Here is an 18,600-nt window from a genome sequence, read left to right on the forward strand (position 1 = left end):
GGGCAGGAGCAATGGGAAGAGATATCTTAGTGAGTGTCGATTGTCTTGCTTATAACCACGAGCATTATATAGCGGAAACCATCGATGGCTTTTTGATGCAAAAGACGAATTTTAAATTTGAAATTCTAATTCATGATGATGCATCAGTAGATAACACTACTAATATTATTAAAGACTATGAAAAAAAATTTCCAGATATAATAAAGCCTATTTATCAAAAAGAAAATCAATTTTCTCAAGGTGCTACGATGCTGCAGGTAAATCAACGGCGAGCCAAGGGGAAATATATGGCTATTTGTGAAGGGGATGATTATTGGACAGATCCTTATAAATTACAAAAACAGGTGGATTACTTAGAAGCTAATCCGGAATGTGTGTTAAGTGTCCATTCCGCATTTAAATTCTCTGAAATTCGCAAAAAGATGATTGACAGAGTGAGACCTAGTCGACAGGATAGAATATTTTCCACTGAAGAAGTAATTGAAGGGGGCGGGGAACTTTTCCCGACCAATTCTATGGTGTATCGGCGTGAGATGGCCGATCATGTACCTGCCTTCTATTTTGATGCAGGTGTCGGAGACTATCCGCTTACGATTCATCTGGCACATAATGGCAGGGTGCATTATATGGATAAAGCAATGTCGGTTTACAGAGTAGACGTAAAAGGGGCTTGGTCTGAAGAGACATTGTCTAACGCCTCTAAGGAAGTCCAACGACATGAAGAAGTAACAAATTTGCTGGATGCAATAGACAGCCATACAAATTTTCAATACAACAAAACAATTGTTGTGACTAAAAAGAAAAATCGCTTTTACTTATTAATGAGACAGCGTAGATTCAAAGAAGCCTTCAGTAAAGAATATGCTGAGTTTTACCTGCATAAAGAATTCTTAAAAAGAAGTATAAAAAAACTCGCAAAAACTAAAACGTATATTAACGGGATAGCAATTTCTTTTACGAGAAAATCAAAAAGAATGCCTTTTTAGTCAAAAAAAAAAGAAAAGATATCCCGGCAATGATCAAGCTGGAATATCATTTGAGAAAACTGTACTCTTCAAGTTCCTAGTAAACTTTCCAAAATGTATCTTAAGTAACTAAAATGTTCTGAAGAGAAAAAAAGAGGAAGACAGGTGCTTTTCTATTAGCATTTGTCTTCCTCTTTTTACATATCCATTTTATTAACTAAAATTTCTTCTCTAAATTATCATCTTTTGAATCTAAGTTTTGAGAGCGCAAAATAGATTGTATAAATGAATAAATCGAAAAAGGAAGATCTCTTCTTGAAGAATTAAGAAACCACAACCAATTCACAGATAACCCCATTCTTTATAAATCAGTTTACAGCACAACGTAAACAGACTCCACTTTCAATCGTTATTTCAAAAGTCAGATGAAGTTTAGATATGCTAATGAAAGACGTTTTCTATGACGCGAATCCATTCATGATAAATTGTTCAGTTTCTATGGATTTTTACTCAACTTGTTTATCTTTATAATTTTCGCAGGCGAACGTTTCTTTTTGAAACGAACAGCTTAAAAGACGATCAGATTAGTTGCGATATCTGAAATTCATACCGTTTTATCTACAAAATTAAATTGACTTTGATTTTACGTTAAAGTCAGATTTTTCACGAACGAAGACCTTTTATAGGTGTACTTAACTGACAAAAGGACCTCTTTATCAACGAAAAAGGTTTATCAATTCGGAATCGGACCGGTTTCGAAGATGCACGCAATTTAAATGCGATTGTTTTTGATAGAAGTCAATGTTGTCAGTCCTGTATATGTGAATGATAATAAACTTAGCTACGATCAACTACAATTTAATGAGTTATTCAAAAGAAGGGAAAACGGTCGTTTTTGTTTTAGTGGAAGAAGAGCTAGCTGGAATGTTTGCTCTTGCCGATATGGTTCGAGAAACGGCTAAAGGAGCAGTCGCAAAATTGAAAGCACAAGGAATTCATACCATCATGCTGACGGGTGATAATAAGAAAGTGGCAGATAGGGTAGCAAAACAAGTAGGTATCGACAAAGTTTATGCAGAAGTACTGCCGGATGATAAAGCCAATCAAATCAAAAAGATTAAAGAAAAGGTTGGAAAGTAACGATGACCGGAAATGGTGTGAATGATGCACCCACACTTGCCACAGCCAATCTTGGAATTGCCATTGGAGCAGGAACAGATGTTGCTATGGAAACGGCAGATGTGATACTAGTCCGGAGTAATCCGAACGATGTCGTTGCATTAATCGATTTATCGAAAAAGACTTACCGGAAAATGGTGCAAAATTTATGTTGGGCCACCGGATACAATATTTTTGCCATTCCATTAGCTGCGGGTGTACTGGCTCCGTGGAGAGTTGTGATAAGTCCAGCGATTGGTGCCGTGCTTATGAGTTTGAGTACGATTATAGTTGCGATTAATTCAAAACTATTAAATGTGTGAAATGAATTTTAGTAAGTTTAAGAAAAGTTACGTTGAGGGATCTTGATAAACGAAATATAGTCGGTTAGAAAACTGTGCCTCATCGTTAGTTAAACCTACCAATGAGAGAACGGTTTTTTATGTACCAAGTTATTGTCAGTGTATATCGCAATAGGATGTATGAATATTTACCTATTTATTTTTTCACAATAGATTCTCTATTATTTTCCTGTATTATGTAATAAAAGACTTAAAAAGTTTAGCTTATAATAAGGAATTGGAAGGGGAATATGAAGTTGAACTTGAAATCAAAATGGATAGTGACTGGACTTTCATCTGTATTAGCCCTTATCATATGCTTGCCAACAACAGATGCGAGTCCATTAAGTGAGCTTGAGCAAAAGCAGCAAGACACTGAACAAAAAAAGAGCGAATTGGATTTTGGAATCAAAGAAAAATCAAATGAAATGAATAAAAATCAAACAAAGTTAACTGGGATTAAGAAAGAAATCACAGAACTAACGAACAAAATCTCAGAAGTTGAATTTAAAATTACAGACGTACAAGAAAAAATGAACCAAACCCAAATTGAAATTGACACGTTAGAAAAATCAATTGAAGAACTTGAAAAGAAAATTGAAGAACGAACGGAACTTTTACAAGAACGTGCTCGTGCAATTCAGTTAAGTGGGGGATCGGTGGATTACATAGATGTTTTGCTTGGTGCCAATAGCTTTGTTGATTTTATTGATCGGTTCTCGGCAGTAAATTCGATAATAGAAGCAGACCGAGAAATCATGCAACAACAAGCAAAAGATAAAGCGCTTTTAGCTAAACAAAGAACGATTGTGGAAACAAAACTGACTCAACAAAGAGACAATCAAAGAGAACTTCAGGCACTTACCAATTCACTTGCTGATCAAAAGAATGAACAAGACAGACTCGCAAAAAAGTTAACAACGGAACAGAAACGTTTAGCAGGAGCAAAGTCTAATCTTGAAGATCAGTTTGAGGAAGAAATAGAAATCAGCGCTGAACTAGAACAACAAATCGCCGCTGAACAGGAACGTCTAGCTGAGTTGGCTAGGAAAGCTGAAGAAGCGCGTAAGCGGAAATTAGCAGCCGAAAAAAAGCAGCAAAAAGAAGTTGAACAAGCCCGATTAACTGCAGAGCGCAGAGCGGCAGAGGCAGCAAAAAAAGCTGGTCAAACGAGTACTTCAAACACAGTAAGTCCTATAGTAACTCCACCTGACATAGCTCCAGTAGTTGGCTCCCCTTTCATTAGCCCGGCTGGTGGCCGACATACTTCAGGATTTGGCGGACGGGATATTGGAGATGGAGCTGAAACGCATTTAGGATATGATATTGCGAACGTGACTGGCACACCTATAGTGGCCGCGGCAACTGGATATGTATCCTATGCTGGGGTAATGGATGGCTATGGAAATGTAGTGATTCTTACACATTCGATTGAAGGACAAACATATGCGACAGTTTATGGTCATATGAGTTCGATCAAGGTTTCGAATGGTCAAGCTGTTTCACAAGGGGAACAAGTTGGAGGGATGGGCAATACGGGACGTTCTACAGGAACTCATGTCCACTTTGAAGTTCATATAGGTCCTTGGAATGGTTCACGTTCGAATGCTGTAGATCCAGCCCGATATATAAGATAACCCTAAAAGCAATCGGCATAGCAGGAAATGCTGATTGCTTTTTTTCTAAGAAATTGAATGTAGAGAGGTGAAACTATGTCATCAAAAAATAAAGAGTATACTGAAAAGACCAAAAATAAAAAATCTAAATTAACTGATTTATTATATTTAGCACTTGCTCTCTCGACTAGTTTACTGATTGTAGCTTTGGCATTTATTTACTTCAATATAAAACAAAATGCCAGTGGAAATTCCGTGGCGGATAAATTGGAATCCCAAGCTACAGCTGATTCGGGTGCATCAAATTTCTATTTTGAATTTCTCAAACCAGAAAATGGAACATCTGCTTCTCCAGAAACCATACTTAGCCCAGACCAAGTTTCAATGCTGCACATAGGGCAGCCAACAAGAGACGAATTTCAACCTTCCATGAAAGACTTGCTTAAAGAAAGAGATCTATCATCAGAGAATATCGAAGAATTGGTTGATAATATAACGTCTGGAAATAAGATTGACACCGGGCATTCTACTTTCGGAAAAAACGTCATTTACATCTATCACTCTCATAGTAGAGAATCTTTTTTGCCGTATTTAAAAAAGACAAATCAACCAGAAGATGCTTATCACTCTAAGGCTAATATCACTTTGGTCGGAGAGATGTTAGGGAAAGCTCTGGAACGAAGAGGACTAGGAACGACAGTCAATTCCACTGATATTGTCCAAGAGCTAGATTCAAAAGGATTAAACTATGGTCGTTCTTATTTTTTATCGGGAGAACATGTAAAGGCGGCTCAAAAGGAAAATCGAAACTTGGAAATTTTCTTAGATATCCACCGGGATTCATTGCGGAAAAATTCTACTACTGTAGAACTAAATAATGAAGATTATGCGCGTCTGCTGTTTGTTGTTGGCACAAGCCACAAAGAATTCGCTAAAAACCTTGCATTCACAAAAGAGTTGCATCAACAGCTTGAAACTCAATATCCCGGGTTATCCAAAGGAACACTTGAAAAAGACAGCAGTCAAGGGAACGGTGTCTACAATCAGAACTTGTCTCCTAACTCGGTTATTGTTGAAATTGGCGGAGTCGATAATACGGTAGAAGAACTTCACCGGACAGTCGAAGCCTTGGCCGATGTGTTAAGTAATTACTACTGGCATGAAGAACAATAAGAAGACGTTCGAAATTATGTAAAAATATACTGAATCGCACCACCATTGTTAGAAATCACTCTAACAGTGGTGGTGCGATTTTTTGATAAAAGACTAATTTGCGACGTTTAGAAGATCATTCTTACTGCCGCTGCAGTTCTTCGATGCATCAAACAGCAAAGCACAAAAGTAATCAAGTGGCCACTTTTTGGACTATATAGTGGTAGTTTAATAAAAATAGATAAAATATTTTTCCATAATTCTAAAAAATGGTTGAATTTATTTCCTTACCCTTTATAATGAAGCTTATGGAAGGGTTTACATTCTGAACTTTCAGTTATGAAATGCCAATAAACAAAGCAATCTAGGAGCTTTGCTTAACTGAAAAGCAAGTCGGAATTTATTTCCACGAAGTACGTTGGCAGCATGTTGATAGTACAGAAAAAACGGATGACAGAAAGTAGGGGTTTCATTATCAAGCATTCACTTTTTGATCTGACAGGGAAGACTGCTGTTATCACAGGCGGCAACCGGGGACTAGGGAAAGAAATTTCTCTTGGACTCGCGAGAGCAGGTGCAGATATCATCGTCGTCGCAAGAAAGATTGACGAAGAGGTCCTTGAAGAAATTCGAAAGCTCGGCGTGAAAGCGGGGAAAGTGGAATTCGATTTGCTGAATTTTGAGCAATACGGCGAATTGTTGGAGCGCTGTACACAGGTGACTGGAAGTATTGACATCCTGGTCAATAACGCGGGTGTGCAAAAGCGGCATGATTCGACGGAATTTCCGAAGAAAGACTGGGATTTTGTCATGGACCTCAATGCCAATGCATCGTTTTTTATGTGCCAGACATTCGGTGCGCATATGTTGGAAAATGGCGGAGGCAAAATCATTAATTTGGCTTCGCTGCTGTCCTACCAAGGCGGCCTACGAGTTGCCGCTTATGCGGCGAGCAAAGGAGCGGTGATTCAATTCACGAAATCCTTGGCGAATGAATGGGCGCATCGCGGCGTCAACGTCAATGCCATCGCTCCGGGTTACATGGACACGGAGATGAATACAGCATTGCTGGCAGACGAAACGCGGAACCGGCAGATTCTTGAACGTATTCCGGCCGGACGATGGGGGAAACCCGAGGACATGCAGGGAGCGGCAGTATTTCTAGCTTCGGCTGCATCGGATTATCTCCATGGCATAACGATTCCCGTTGATGGTGGTTGGCTGGGAAGATGATTTTATGAAACAGTAAAACAGCAAGAATTTTTTGAGATTGACCACTGCATACTATGAATTTTGATGAGTATCAAAAATGGTTTTGAAGTAAAAAGAAAGGGGTTACGTATATGAAATTAGCAATGATAGGTATTGGAAAGATGGGGTATAACCTGGCGTTGAATATGATGGACAATGGTCACGAAGTGGTTGCGTATGATGCAAACAGCGAGCAAGTTGATAAAATTGTTGCAGATGGCGCGATTGGTGCAAATAGTCTGGAAGAAGTTGTTCAACAATTGGAAAAACCACGTGTTCTGATGATGCTGGTGCCGCACGGCGAGATTACGGAAAATGTCATTGCGACATTAAAACCGCTTCTAGACGAAGGCGACATCATCATTGACGGAGGAAACTCTAATTACAAAGAATCAGTGAGACTGGGTGAGAGCCTGAAAGAAAACGGTATACACTTTATGGATTGCGGAACGAGCGGCGGAATTTCCGGTGCGCGCGAAGGAATCTGTACGATGATTGGCGGGGATCCGGTGGCATTCAAAATCATCGAACCGGTCATCAAAGATGTATCTGTCGAAAACGGTTATTTCTATACTGGTGAACTTGGTAGCGGACATTTCCTTAAAATGATCCATAACGGCATCGAATATGGCATGATGCAGGCGATGGCTGAAGGCTTTGATATTCTCGAAAAGAGTAATTACGATTACGACTTGGAAGGCGTAGCGAAAGTTTGGAACAATGGTTCCGTCGTTCGATCTTGGCTGATGGAATTGATTGAAAATGCATTTTCAAAAGATCCAAAACTGGAAGAAATTCGCGGCGTCATGAACTCTTCAGGGGAAGGGAAATGGACGGTCGAAACGGCGCTTGATCTTCAAGTGCCGGCTCCGGTCATCACGATGTCCCTATTGATGCGCTATCGTTCACTCGAAGACGATACCTTTACCGGTAAAGTCGTAGCAGCGCTTCGCAATGAATTCGGCGGCCACGACGTCGTCAAAAAATAAAAAGGGTTACACAAGTTTCATCAAATAAAAAGGGTTACAAATTTTTCACCAAATAAAAACATGGAAAAGGGGAAACTAACATGAAAAAGATTTTTTCTTTATTCGTATTGGCTATGATGGTATTGGTTCTTGCAGCATGCGGAGGCGGCAACGACGAAGCAGCTGAAGGTTCTGGAAGCGAAGGCGAGGGTTCAGGCGAAACCAAAACAATCCGCGCAGGTATCGGCCTTAACGATTCACACCCACAGTACTTAGCATTATTGAAGTGGAAAGAAATTGTGGAAGAAAAAACTGACGGCGCGATTAAAGTTGAAACTTACCACAGCAGCCAATTGGGCGATGACCGCGCAATGACTGAAGCGTTGCAACTCGGTTCACAGGAAGTAACAATTCCTTCTACAGCACCAATCGCTAACTTTGTACCAGAATTCAGTGTATTTGATTTCCCATTCTTGTTCCCGAACGAACAAGTTGCGGATAAAGTATTGGACGGCGAAGTTGGACAAAAATTCCTTGATAAATTGGAAGATCAGAACCTTGTTGGCCTTGCTTACTGGGAAAACGGATTCCGTGACATCACGAATAACGAACGTCCAATCGAATCAGCAAGCGATTTCGAAGGCTTGAAACTTCGTACAATGGAAAATCAGTTACATCTTGACGCTTTCGACGCGCTTGGAGCTAACCCGACGCCAATGGCATTCGGTGAATTGTTCACAGCAATGCAGCAAGGTACAGTCGATGGACAGGAAAACCCCATCCCGACAATCTATCTGCAAGGTTTCTATGAAGTTCAGGATTACGTTTCTGCAACACATCACATATACAGCCCGTTCGTATTCTTAATGAGCAAAGAATTTTTTGATGGATTGACTGAAGAGCAACAAACAATCGTAACAGAAGCGGCTGTTGAAGCTGGAGAGCTTAACCGTGAACTAAACCGTGAAGCGACCGCACAAAACGTTGAAGACTTGAAAGCTGAAGGCATGAACTACAACGAAGTAACTCCAGAAGCACGCCAGGAAATGGTTGAAATCGTTCAGCCTGTTCTTGACGAGTACGCAGAACAAATTGGTCAAGAAACTGTTCAGGAAGTCTATGATGCAATCGAAGCTGCTGAAGCAGAGTTAGAGTAATAAATAATAAACGGCTTTGAGGGAGGATTTTTTCCTCAAAGCCGTTTTCTTGCTATTTAGCATGTACAAAAGAATTGTTCATTTAAATAAGAGGAAAGAGATCGCTCCAAACGGACGATTTCCGCTTTATGTTTAAGTATATGTAAGTAGATTTGGAGCAAAACAGCGAAGGAAATCGTACTGCTCCTGTAGCGTTCCACGTTTCGTTGCGAAGTTGTTTTGCGGAATATCGATGGGGAGTTTTATTTTAGCCACAAAACCTTCCCCCCCCTATAAACATATAAATACTTATTGACAAAGGAGACCAACATGAAAATCTTACACTGGTTAGACCGGCATATCGAGGAAGTGTTATTGGTTCTTTTTTCCACGGTAATGGTAGCGGTCATTTTTATGCAAGTGGTCATGAGACAATTCGACAACTCTCTATCTTGGACTGAAGAACTGGCGCGCTATTGCTTTATCTGGCTCGTCTATATCGGCATCAGCTACGGAGTAAAAAAAGACAGGCACATCAAAGTGGATGTCCTATTATTGGTATTGAGAAACAAAGGCAAAATCATTTTAACGATTATCGCAAATCTGCTGTTTCTTGCGTTTGCCGTTTTCGTTATCCGCTACGGCTTTGATATTGCGATGCAATTACTTTCTTTCGGTCAGAAATCTCCAGCCAACCAGATTCCGATGGGGCTTATCTACCTGGCTACACCAGTCGGCATGGGCTTGACACTCATTCGCTTGGTGCAGAACTTGGTGAAACACATTAAAGCGCTAATGCATGAAATGAAACAAGACAAGAAAGTCGAAAAACTAGGGTAAGCCCGGAATGAAACATCTAGGAGGTTTATAGAATGACTATTGCAGTGTTATTTGGCAGCTTTGCGCTTTTGCTGATTCTGACGGTGCCAATCGGTATCGCAATCGGTTTATCAACACTTATCACAATTATGTACACCGGCAGCTTACCGGTTGAATTCTTGGCGAAAGAATTGATCACTTCGGTCGATTCCTTCCCGTTGATGGCTGTGCCATTCTTTATTCTTGCCGGTGAAATCATGGGCAAAGGCGGCATTTCCGAACGTCTCTTTAATGTAGCGAACGCCCTTGTCGGTAACAGAACCGGCGGCTTCGCTATTGCGACAATCATCACGTGTATGTTCTTTGCTGCCATTTCTGGTTCTGGCCCCGCTACAGTTGCGGCAATCGGTGGAATTATGATTCCTGCCATGGTACGCCAAGGTTATGACATCAAATTCGCAACAGCTACCGTAGCGGCAGCCGGCTCGATCGGCGTTATCATCCCGCCGAGTATCCCAATGGTTATCTACGGGGTAACCGGAAGCGTTTCAATCGGTGATCTTTTCATCGCTGGTATCATCCCGGGGATTCTTGTCGGTCTATCAATGATCGCGTGGGCTTATTTTTATTCGAAGAGCAAAGGCTATAAAGGCCTTGATGAAAAAACGTCATTGAAAAAAATCGCACTCGCTTTCTGGGATGCGAAATGGGCATTGCTCATTCCTGTCATCATCTTAGGCGGTATTTACGGCGGTATTTTCACGCCGACAGAAGCTGCGGTTATTGCAGTTGTTTATGGCTTATTCGCAGCGATGGTCCTTTACCGCGCCTTGAAAATCCGTGATTTACCGAAAGTCATCATCGATTCAGCATTGACGACAGCGACTGTGCTGATCATCGTCGGAACAGCCAATGCTTTCGGTCGCTTATTAACAATCGAGCAAGTGCCGGTCCAAATTGCCGATGCGCTATTGTCGATTTCCACAAACCAGTACGTCATCATCCTGTTGATCATGTTGTTATTATTGGTTGTCGGTATGTTCATGGATACACTCGCCGCTATCATCATTTTGACGCCGATCTTGCTGCCGATTGCGATTGAAATCGGTTATGACCCGGTCCATTTCGGTATCCTGATGGTCGTCAACTTGGCAATCGGCTTCTTCACGCCGCCGGTTGGGGTTAACTTATTCGTCGCTTCCGGAATTTCTGGCGTTTCCATCGAATCGCTGTCGCGTGCCGTATTGCCGTTTGTCATTTCAATGCTGATCACGCTATTGTTCCTGACATTCGTTCCGGCTATCACGATGCTCTTCATTCCAGAATAATAAAATTCGGAAAACCGATTGAGAAGGTTGTGTCTTATGAAAAAATCAGAAGTTTTTACATTTGGCGAAACGATGGTGCTGTTCCAGCCCGAGCAGATGCTGCCGCTAGAATACATCCACCAGTTTCCGAAAAAAATCGGGGGAGCGGAATCAAATGTCGCCATTGGCCTCACCAGACTCGGCCATTCGGTTTCTTGGTTCAGTAAACTGGGCAACGACCCGTTTGGCCGCTTTGTGCTGAAAAGTGTACGCGGAGAAGGTGTCGACGTCTCGTCTTGCCTGCTGACAGATAATGCACCAACGGGCCTTCTGTTCAAAGAACAATTATCACCGGAGGACATGAACGTCTATTATTACCGGAAAGGATCCGCCGCTAGCATGATGCAACCGGAAGAACTGGACGCCGAGGCAATCGCCGCAGCGCGCATCTTGCATATCAGTGGGATCACACCAGCGCTCAGCGAATCAGCCTTCGCGACTGTTATGAAAGCGATCGATATCGCAAAACGCAACGGCATAACAATCGTATTCGATCCGAACCTGCGGCTGAAGCTGTGGAGTGCCGAACAAGCGAAAAAGATATTCAATGAAATCGCTGCAACTGCTGATGTCATTTTGCCTGGACTCGACGAAGGCCAACTAATGACCGGCGAAACGGATGTCAAAGCAGTAGCAGAGAAACTCGCTGGAGACAGTGAAAAAATCATTGTCATTAAACTTGGTGATAAAGGTGCTTACCTGCATGCGAATGATCAGAAGGCTTATATCGAAGGCTTTCCGGTAGATTCCGTGGTAGACCCTGTCGGAGCGGGAGACGGCTTTGCCGCTGGAGTCATCAGTGGACTCTTGCGCGAAGAACCGCTTGAACAGGCTGTCCGCCGCGCCAACGCAATAGGTGCAATGGTGGTTGGTGTCAGCGGTGACATCGAAGGGCTGCCGACATTTGAAGCAGTCGAGCGTTTCATGAAGCCGGCTGGTGCAAACCGCGATGTAAAACGCTAAACAGAGGAGGAAGCAACCATGAAAAAATGGGAAAACCTTATCCGCCTGAAAGAATCGGGACTCATCGCAGTCATCCGTAAACCAAAACCATCACAGATTCACCACATCGCGGAAGCGCTTATCGAAGGTGGAACCGGAGCCCTTGAAATCACATTGGACACTCCGGGTGCACTCGGCATGATTCGTGAACTGAAAGAAAAGTTCGGTGATCGCGTACTTGTCGGCGCCGGCACCGTTCTTGACGCACCATCTGCAAAAATGGCAATCGATGCCGGGTCGGACTTTATCTTCTGCCCAAGCTTCGACATCGAAACCATTCAGATGGCTAACCGCTACGGACGCATCTCAATCCCCGGAGTCATGACACCAACGGAAATCGTCAACGCCTATTCTGCAGGGGCCGACCTATTGAAAATTTTTCCGGGTGGGGCACTAGGAGAAGCCTATATCAAAGATCTACAAGGCCCACTTGGCCACATTCCGATGATGCCGACGGGCGGCGTGTCGCTCGAAAACGTCGAAGTGTTCATCAAAAATGGTGCAGTTGCCGTCGGAGTTGGCGGCTCTCTTATCGACAGCAAAGCGATCGCAGAAGAACGCTACGAAGTATTGACCGACATCTCCCGCCAATTTATCGAAAAAATCAAAAAAGCTAGAAGCTAACTACACTAACGCCAGCGTTTGTTTGTCATTAGCAGAAGTTGAACATAAATTCAATAACCGATATTCCGCAAAATAGCGGGCTTGCGCTGTGCTAACTCAAAACCCGTGCTCCTGCATCGCTAAGCTGCTTCGTCGCAAACAGATCAGGCAAATTGCAGTTGGTCAATTCGCTCACTGCGGGAGCAGTGACGGAGCACAGCGATGGAGCTACATGTGGCGAAGACCCTAGGAGCGAAGCAACGATGAGGCTGTGGGCATGTCCGCGGAAAGCGTCCACCTTGAGCGATTTCATTTAAAAACGATGAAACAACATCAAGTCAATCAACCAAAAGAAACGAGGGGTTTTATTGTGAAGATCACGAAGCTGGAAACATTTATTGTTCCACCGAGATGGCTGTTTTTAAAAATTGAAACCGACGAAGGGATTGTCGGTTGGGGAGAACCAGTTGTTGAAGGCCGCGCAGCTACAGTAGAAGCTGCAGTTCACGAACTCAGCGATTACTTGATCGGCAAAGACCCGCGCCGCATTGAAGACCTGTGGCAAACTATGTACCGTTCTGGCTTTTATCGCGGGGGCCCGATTTTGATGAGCGCCATCGCCGGAATCGACCAGGCGCTATGGGATATCAAAGGGAAGTACCATAATGCACCGATTTCGGAATTGATGGGTGGAGCAGTTCGCGATTCGGTCCGCGTGTACTCTTGGATTGGAGGAGACCGTCCGAATGATGTAGGCACCGCTGCCAAAGAGGCTGTTAGAGCTGGATTCACTGCCGTGAAAATGAACGGAACAGAGGAACTCCAATACATCGATTCGTATGAGAAAGTCGACCAGGCGGTTGCGCGCATCGCGGCAGTCCGTGAAGAGGTGGGCAAGTATATCGGCATCGGCATTGATTTCCATGGTCGTGTACATAAACCGATGGCAAAAATCCTCGTCAAAGAGCTCGAGCAATTCCGCCCGATGTTCATCGAAGAACCAGTGTTGCCGGAAAACAATGAAGCTCTGCGGGAAATTGCACATATCACTAATATTCCGATTGCGACAGGTGAGCGCATGTTCTCGAAATGGGATTTCAAAAAAATACTGTCTGACGGCTATGTCGACATCATTCAGCCCGATTTGTCGCATGCTGGCGGAATCACTGAATGCAAAAAAATCTTTGCGATGGCAGAAGCCTATGATGTCGCCGTTGCGCCACATTGCCCGCTGGGTCCGATTGCGCTGGCGTCTTGCTTGCAGGTCGATGCCACATCGCATAACGTCTTTATTCAAGAACAGAGCCTCGGCATCCATTACAACAAGGGCAGCGATCTTCTTGATTACTTGAACGATAAGACGGTTTTCGAATACAAGGACGGCTATGTCGATATGCTGCAAAATGCCGGTCTGGGTATTTCCATCAATGAAGACTTTGTTCGCGAACAAGCAAAAATCGGCCACAACTGGAAAAATCCCGTTTGGCGCCATAAAGATGGCACGATCGCTGAATGGTAAATAGTGAAGAGAATTGAAGATTGAAGGAGAGAACAAAATGAGCCCATTTAAAGTGGTCGTCACTGATTATGAATACAGCACATTTGCCCCAGAAAGGGTTGTTTTCGATAAACTCGGCATCGAGCTGACTTTTGAACAATGTAATACAGAAGACGACGTTATCGCAACTTGTAAAGATGCAGATGCGTTGATTAATCAGTACGCGCCGATCACAGGCAAAGTTATCGAACAGCTTGATAATTGTAAAGTCATTTCTCGTTATGGTGTCGGCTTTAACACGATTGACGTCGATGCAGCCACTGCAAAAGGCATTATCGTTGCCAACGTCACTGATTACTGCCTTGATGAAGTATCAAACCACACAATGGCGTTGCTGTTATCGTTCGCGCGTAAAGTGACGCTTTTGAACAACTCAGTGAAAAATGGCGTCTGGGATTTTAAAGTTGCCGTGCCGATTTATCGTCTCCAAGGGAAGACGCTCGGCCTTATAGGCTTTGGTAATATCCCGCAGACAGTTGCTAAAAAAGCGAAAGCATTTGACTTAAACGTTATTGCTTATGATCCATTCGTGGCGCCGGAAGTAGCTGCTGCACGAAACGTCGAATTGGTAACGCTCGAAAAACTTTGCCAGCACTCTGATTACCTTTCTATCCATGTGCCGCTCAATGAGCAGACAGAAGGGATGATAAGCCGGAAAGAGTTCGCTATGATGAAAAAAGAAGCGTTCATCATCAACACGGCTCGCGGGCCGATCATCGATGAACGGGCATTGATCAGCTCATTGCAAGCAGGAGAAATTGCCGGCGCAGGCCTCGATGTGCTTGAAACGGAACCGATCGTCGCTGACAATCCGCTGTTGGCAATGGACAATGTCATTCTGAACCCGCATTCTGCGTTTTATTCTGTAGAAGCTGAAACAGAGCTGAAACGCAAGACGGCAGAAAATGTTGCCGATGTGCTGTCCGGCTATTATCCAACCTATCTGGTCAATAAAAGCGTCAAAAATAAAGTAGAATTAAAGAACAAGCTGTAAAAAAAGGAGGAATTTCCATGGAGAAAAGTGTATCGAAAGACATTACCGTCGATATTTCGGATAAGACGACGATCGTCGAAGTCAGCAAAGCAACGCAGAAATATCAGTCGGAGATTTACCTAAAAAAATCAGTCAACGGCACGCCTTACGAAATCAATCTGAAAAGTTTCCTCGGCCTTATCACGCTGCAATTGCGCAACGGCGACGAACTCAATATCCGCACGGTCGGTGAAGATGCAGAAGAAGCGATGGCAGACGTCGTTTCCTATTTAAGCCAGACATAAGGAGGCGTTTAAGGTGGTAGAAAATCAGGATCTGTACAAAAAAGCTGCAGCTGAAAAAGCTGTGGAATACGTCGAAGACGGCATGGTTCTCGGACTCGGTTCCGGTACAACCGTCTACTGGCTGCTAAAACGTCTTGGTGCACTCGTCGATCAGGGCCTCAACATCAAAGGCATTCCGTCATCGCTTCGGACAGAAGGCTGGGCGAAGGAATTCGGCATTCCGCTGACCGATTTCTCTGAAGTAGAACAGCTCGATTTAGCAATTGACGGAGCGGATGAAATCGATCCGGATTTCCAACTCACAAAAGGCGGAGGCGGTTCGCTCGTTCGCGAGAAGCTCGTCAATGCGCATGCCAAACAAGTCATAATTATCGCGGATCAGTCGAAGATGGTCGCTTGTCTTGGCAGCTTTGCGTTGCCGGTGGAAATAGTTCAGTTTGCTTGGCAGCGTACGGTTGACAAAATTGAGGCTTTCGGGGCTAAGTCGGTCTTGCGGGTGCGGGACGGTGAGGTCTTCGTGTCGAACAACGGCAATTATATCCTCGATTGTGCATTCGAGTCTATTGAGGATCCGAAAGTCTTGCATAACGAGCTCAAGCTTCTTTTAGGCGTCGTTGAGACCGGTTTGTTTATCGACATGACCGACCGAGTAATCCTAGCAGGGCCTGGAGGGGCACAGGTGATTAACAAAAACGAAGATGATTCGGTTTAGCAATGTACTTGGTCAATAAAAGAACGTTCGTCAAGTGTCTTGGGGGACATTTAGGGACTCTCTTTTCCAATTCGTTACCCTATAAAAAAAACAATTCGAAAGGAACTTAGCTATGTACAAAAATTGAATTAGGATAATCCGAAAAAAGCGAAAAAAGGGCGACTGAATCTGACAACTGATATGTTTACAAAAAAGGGACGCGCAAATCAGCACTATAAAAAGGGCATTATGTGCGAGTCCTTTTTTCATTGAATATTAGCTCGGACAATCTGCGGACATCTTATGAAATTTTTCTTTATCCCTTTTTCCAATAGCTACAATTTGAATAACTTCAATCTCACATTTTTGATAAGTATAGGATTGATATGCAATTTTTTAGATGTAAATGAAAGAAAATTCACTAATCTATATACATAGAGTTCTTGAGTTGATATACCAAAATATGGAATAAGAGAAAGAGAGATGGAAATGAAATATGTTTGGCAGTCGCTACTTGGGGCTGTAGTTATTCATATCCTATACTTCTCTGCTGGAATGGCTGTCGGATATGTCAAAACCATCACTTACAAACCTAATTTTTCAAACGTCTGGGAAAATGCAGAAAACCTGCCAAGTACAGTGGAATTCGTCTATGCGACTTCTCCTGTTTTGTATGTTGTGACCTTTTTAGCGACAGCTATTGTCTGCAACCTACTCCTGGTTGGATACAAGAAACTAGCAACTCATCCTTTACATATGGAGAAACTTTGAGCATCTCCAGCTATCGTCAACGGCTGAATGAAAGCTACATAATTGAAGTTTCTTCAAAAATACAAAAATATTCATTCAACTATACAAAAAAGCTGCCCAAAGGCAGCTTTTTTTCATTCGTAGAGATCCTTATAGCGTTTCATGAATTTCCGGTCGATGTGCTGCTTGATTTTCCATGGAATCCTGCCATGAAAATGCTGTTCACCATATGACAAGAAAGCTTCACCTCCACCTGTAGACAGAATGGATACAAACTTTTTTTGTGGATCAAATGGCAACAGCTTATCTTTGGATAGGCTGTTTTTTAAATTCTTCCATAAAATCGGACCTTGACGAACAGCGTAGACACCGTTTTTGGCAAGCGTTGGGTAACGGTCGATAGTAATGCAATCTCCGGCACCGAAAATTTCAGGATGCTGAACGCTTTGCAACGCTTCGTTAACCAGTAGAAATCCACCCGCATCCGTCGGCAATCCCGCGAGACTGAACAAAGCAACACTTTTGGGCCCTGTCAGCCATAGAACATCTGACTGCGGAAACGTTTGGCTGGCACTGGTCGTGACGCTCTGTCCATCGATTGCTTGGATGGAGGTGTGCGGGAAAAAAGCTAAAGCTTTCTTTATAGCGATGGCTTCGATTTTCTTCGAGGCTACTGCTCCTTGTCCAATCAATAGAGAAGTGGAACTAAACAGCGTTATGTTGACGGGCAAATCGTGCTGTTTTCTCCAGGACAGGATGGAAAAGGCCAACTCTACACCCGAAGCGCCACCTCCGACAATCACGGGATGAGCGGAGTCGCGCGTGCGAACTAGCTGATCCGGAAACCGGTAATTGGGCTTGATCGATGCAGCATGCTCTTCAACGGTCTCTGGGATATCAGTCCGCGAACCGATATCAAACGACACCACATCATAAGGATAAACTACACCATCTGAACCCGTTAGCTCTTTTGCTTCCAAGTCGATGGCCATTACTGCATCCTCGGTAAATGTTGCACCAATCTTTTCACAAAGCTTTTTCAGGTCGATTCGGATATCCTCCAAGCTGTATACACCTTCTGTGTACCCTGAGAACATGCCGGAATAATACTGATAGGGGGAAGAGGAAATTAGTAGAACGCGCCAATCTTTCGGAGAATCAGTATTCAATTGCTCTAGGCAGTGCAAATGCGCATGTCCGCCTCCCACTAAGACAAGGGTTTTCATCCTACTTCACTCCCATCTATTTCAAAATTCGTTTGGCTTCAGTCATGCGTTGGAAAATCGTAACAAGCTGCACCGCGAAAAAAATCAGCGTAATGGCTGTTAAGTATGTTGAAAAAACAATCATCAGGGTAAAGAGTATAAAGCCCTCTGTTCTTTCAGCCAGTCCTGCTTGATAATAGAATGATTTCATGTCTTCTTTGTCGGAAAGTGCTCCCACAGTCAAGAAGACGGTCATTGCTACGATAATGGAAACACTCAACAGCAACAACGCCCACATTGAATCGGGAAAGCGAAAAGCCAGTCCTAAAATGACACTGATTTCCACGAGTCGGTCAAAGCTGATGTCGAGCAAAGTTCCCCAGGAAGATGGCTTGGTTTTCCGCGCCATAGTTCCATCAACAACATCTAGAAAGCCGGAAAGCCAGAGAACCAACACGGCCCAGAAAGGTTGATCCAGGTAAATGAAGATACCTGAAGACATGCCGATGGCAAATGCAATTTTCGTCACGCTGTCAGCAGTAAATCCCATTTTTAGAAATAGATCAGCCGTTTTTCCAACGACTGGCTGAACATATTTTCGTGCATGTGTGTCCAACATCGGTTTCACCTTTTCATTTTAAAGATAATTTCAGTATATAATATGTTCTTGGCAGTCACCCGTAATCCCACTCGGCTTCCGAAAAAAAAGTGAATTTAGGATAATCACAAAGTTCCGAGGG

At 43.3% G+C, this 18,600-nt stretch carries 17 protein-coding genes and 1 pseudogene; 16 read left to right on the top strand and 2 right to left on the bottom strand.

The window, feature by feature from the left end:
- Positions 1 to 11 precede the first annotated feature (11 nt).
- The 16 genes and pseudogenes from BBH88_RS09155 (at position 12) to BBH88_RS09235 (ending at position 16,676) form a co-directional block, all read left to right on the top strand.
- Positions 12 to 986, top strand: coding sequence for a glycosyltransferase family 2 protein (locus BBH88_RS09155; RefSeq protein WP_006829531.1), 975 nt, complete (start codon positions 12 to 14; stop codon positions 984 to 986).
- Between the two features lie 773 nt (positions 987 to 1,759).
- Positions 1,760 to 2,446, top strand: a pseudogene (locus BBH88_RS18870) (HAD-IC family P-type ATPase); the annotation flags it as partial.
- 275 nt (positions 2,447 to 2,721) lie between these two features.
- Positions 2,722 to 4,101 (top strand): murein hydrolase activator EnvC family protein, encoded by a 1,380-nt coding sequence (locus tag BBH88_RS09170; RefSeq protein ID WP_006829532.1) that lies wholly within the window; start codon positions 2,722 to 2,724, stop codon positions 4,099 to 4,101.
- A gap of 75 nt (positions 4,102 to 4,176) precedes the next feature.
- A complete protein-coding gene (gene spoIIP / locus BBH88_RS09175) occupies positions 4,177 to 5,253 on the top strand; it encodes a stage II sporulation protein P (protein ID WP_006829533.1) in 1,077 nt (358 codons plus the stop codon).
- 405 nt (positions 5,254 to 5,658) lie between these two features.
- Positions 5,659 to 6,465 (top strand): 2-dehydro-3-deoxy-D-gluconate 5-dehydrogenase KduD, encoded by an 807-nt coding sequence (gene kduD, locus BBH88_RS09180; protein ID WP_083387769.1) that lies wholly within the window; start codon positions 5,659 to 5,661, stop codon positions 6,463 to 6,465.
- Between the two features lie 110 nt (positions 6,466 to 6,575).
- A complete protein-coding gene (gnd, locus tag BBH88_RS09185) occupies positions 6,576 to 7,472 on the top strand; it encodes a phosphogluconate dehydrogenase (NAD(+)-dependent, decarboxylating) (protein WP_065536909.1) in 897 nt (298 codons plus the stop codon).
- Positions 7,473 to 7,552: 80 nt separating this feature from the next.
- Positions 7,553 to 8,608 (top strand): TRAP transporter substrate-binding protein, encoded by a 1,056-nt coding sequence (locus tag BBH88_RS09190; protein WP_065536908.1) that lies wholly within the window; start codon positions 7,553 to 7,555, stop codon positions 8,606 to 8,608.
- Positions 8,609 to 8,917: 309 nt separating this feature from the next.
- Positions 8,918 to 9,427, top strand: coding sequence for a TRAP transporter small permease (locus BBH88_RS09195; RefSeq protein WP_006829537.1), 510 nt, complete (start codon positions 8,918 to 8,920; stop codon positions 9,425 to 9,427).
- Between the two features lie 32 nt (positions 9,428 to 9,459).
- Positions 9,460 to 10,734, top strand: coding sequence for a TRAP transporter large permease (locus BBH88_RS09200; protein WP_006829538.1), 1,275 nt, complete (start codon positions 9,460 to 9,462; stop codon positions 10,732 to 10,734).
- Between the two features lie 36 nt (positions 10,735 to 10,770).
- A complete protein-coding gene (locus tag BBH88_RS09205) occupies positions 10,771 to 11,736 on the top strand; it encodes a sugar kinase (RefSeq protein WP_006829539.1) in 966 nt (321 codons plus the stop codon).
- A gap of 18 nt (positions 11,737 to 11,754) precedes the next feature.
- Positions 11,755 to 12,399 carry a bifunctional 4-hydroxy-2-oxoglutarate aldolase/2-dehydro-3-deoxy-phosphogluconate aldolase gene (locus tag BBH88_RS09210; protein WP_006829540.1) on the top strand — a complete coding sequence of 215 codons (645 nt, stop codon included), beginning with the start codon at positions 11,755 to 11,757 and terminating at the stop codon, positions 12,397 to 12,399.
- Positions 12,400 to 12,748: 349 nt separating this feature from the next.
- Positions 12,749 to 13,897 carry a galactonate dehydratase gene (dgoD, locus tag BBH88_RS09215; protein ID WP_006829541.1) on the top strand — a complete coding sequence of 383 codons (1,149 nt, stop codon included), beginning with the start codon at positions 12,749 to 12,751 and terminating at the stop codon, positions 13,895 to 13,897.
- 37 nt (positions 13,898 to 13,934) lie between these two features.
- Positions 13,935 to 14,930 (top strand): C-terminal binding protein, encoded by a 996-nt coding sequence (locus BBH88_RS09220; RefSeq protein WP_065536907.1) that lies wholly within the window; start codon positions 13,935 to 13,937, stop codon positions 14,928 to 14,930.
- A 17-nt stretch (positions 14,931 to 14,947) separates the two neighbouring features.
- Positions 14,948 to 15,214, top strand: a complete 267-nt coding sequence (locus BBH88_RS09225) for an HPr family phosphocarrier protein (RefSeq protein WP_006829543.1) — start codon at positions 14,948 to 14,950, stop codon at positions 15,212 to 15,214.
- Positions 15,215 to 15,227: 13 nt separating this feature from the next.
- A complete protein-coding gene (gene rpiA, locus BBH88_RS09230; RefSeq protein WP_065536906.1) occupies positions 15,228 to 15,926 on the top strand; it encodes a ribose-5-phosphate isomerase RpiA in 699 nt (232 codons plus the stop codon).
- A 462-nt stretch (positions 15,927 to 16,388) separates the two neighbouring features.
- Positions 16,389 to 16,676 (top strand): hypothetical protein, encoded by a 288-nt coding sequence (locus BBH88_RS09235; protein ID WP_006829545.1) that lies wholly within the window; start codon positions 16,389 to 16,391, stop codon positions 16,674 to 16,676.
- Positions 16,677 to 16,789: 113 nt separating this feature from the next.
- Here the strand turns inward: BBH88_RS09235 and BBH88_RS09240 are convergent, their stop codons facing one another.
- Together BBH88_RS09240 and BBH88_RS09245 are read right to left on the bottom strand one after the other, a co-directional pair.
- On the bottom strand, positions 16,790 to 17,881 hold the full coding sequence (locus BBH88_RS09240; protein ID WP_006829546.1) for an FAD-dependent oxidoreductase: 1,092 nt from the start codon (positions 17,879 to 17,881) through the stop codon (positions 16,790 to 16,792).
- 16 nt (positions 17,882 to 17,897) lie between these two features.
- Positions 17,898 to 18,479: a CDP-alcohol phosphatidyltransferase family protein gene (locus BBH88_RS09245; RefSeq protein WP_006829547.1), complete on the bottom strand. Its 582-nt coding sequence runs from the start codon at positions 18,477 to 18,479 to the stop codon at positions 17,898 to 17,900.
- Between the last annotated feature and the right edge of the window lie 121 nt (positions 18,480 to 18,600).

This window comes from Planococcus antarcticus DSM 14505 (assembly GCF_001687565.2).
Classification (GTDB): Bacteria; Bacillota; Bacilli; order Bacillales_A; family Planococcaceae; genus Planococcus; species Planococcus antarcticus.

Excerpts from the sequence above, each read along its gene's own strand:
- BBH88_RS09205 (WP_006829539.1), top strand. The coding sequence starts at position 10,771 with ATGAAAAAATCAGAAGTTTTTACATTTGGCGAAACGATGGTGCTGTTC.
- BBH88_RS09155 (WP_006829531.1), top strand. The coding sequence starts at position 12 with ATGGGAAGAGATATCTTAGTGAGTGTCGATTGTCTTGCTTATAACCAC.
- BBH88_RS09225 (WP_006829543.1), top strand. The coding sequence starts at position 14,948 with ATGGAGAAAAGTGTATCGAAAGACATTACCGTCGATATTTCGGATAAG.
- BBH88_RS09190 (WP_065536908.1), top strand. The coding sequence starts at position 7,553 with ATGAAAAAGATTTTTTCTTTATTCGTATTGGCTATGATGGTATTGGTT.
- gnd (WP_065536909.1), top strand. The coding sequence starts at position 6,576 with ATGAAATTAGCAATGATAGGTATTGGAAAGATGGGGTATAACCTGGCG.
- BBH88_RS09235 (WP_006829545.1), top strand. The coding sequence starts at position 16,389 with ATGGAAATGAAATATGTTTGGCAGTCGCTACTTGGGGCTGTAGTTATT.
- BBH88_RS09220 (WP_065536907.1), top strand. The coding sequence starts at position 13,935 with ATGAGCCCATTTAAAGTGGTCGTCACTGATTATGAATACAGCACATTT.
- BBH88_RS09200 (WP_006829538.1), top strand. The coding sequence starts at position 9,460 with ATGACTATTGCAGTGTTATTTGGCAGCTTTGCGCTTTTGCTGATTCTG.
- BBH88_RS09240 (WP_006829546.1), bottom strand. The coding sequence starts at position 17,881 with ATGAAAACCCTTGTCTTAGTGGGAGGCGGACATGCGCATTTGCACTGC.
- BBH88_RS09245 (WP_006829547.1), bottom strand. The coding sequence starts at position 18,479 with ATGTTGGACACACATGCACGAAAATATGTTCAGCCAGTCGTTGGAAAA.
- kduD (WP_083387769.1), top strand. The coding sequence starts at position 5,659 with ATGTTGATAGTACAGAAAAAACGGATGACAGAAAGTAGGGGTTTCATT.
- BBH88_RS09210 (WP_006829540.1), top strand. The coding sequence starts at position 11,755 with ATGAAAAAATGGGAAAACCTTATCCGCCTGAAAGAATCGGGACTCATC.
- spoIIP (WP_006829533.1), top strand. The coding sequence starts at position 4,177 with ATGTCATCAAAAAATAAAGAGTATACTGAAAAGACCAAAAATAAAAAA.
- BBH88_RS09195 (WP_006829537.1), top strand. The coding sequence starts at position 8,918 with ATGAAAATCTTACACTGGTTAGACCGGCATATCGAGGAAGTGTTATTG.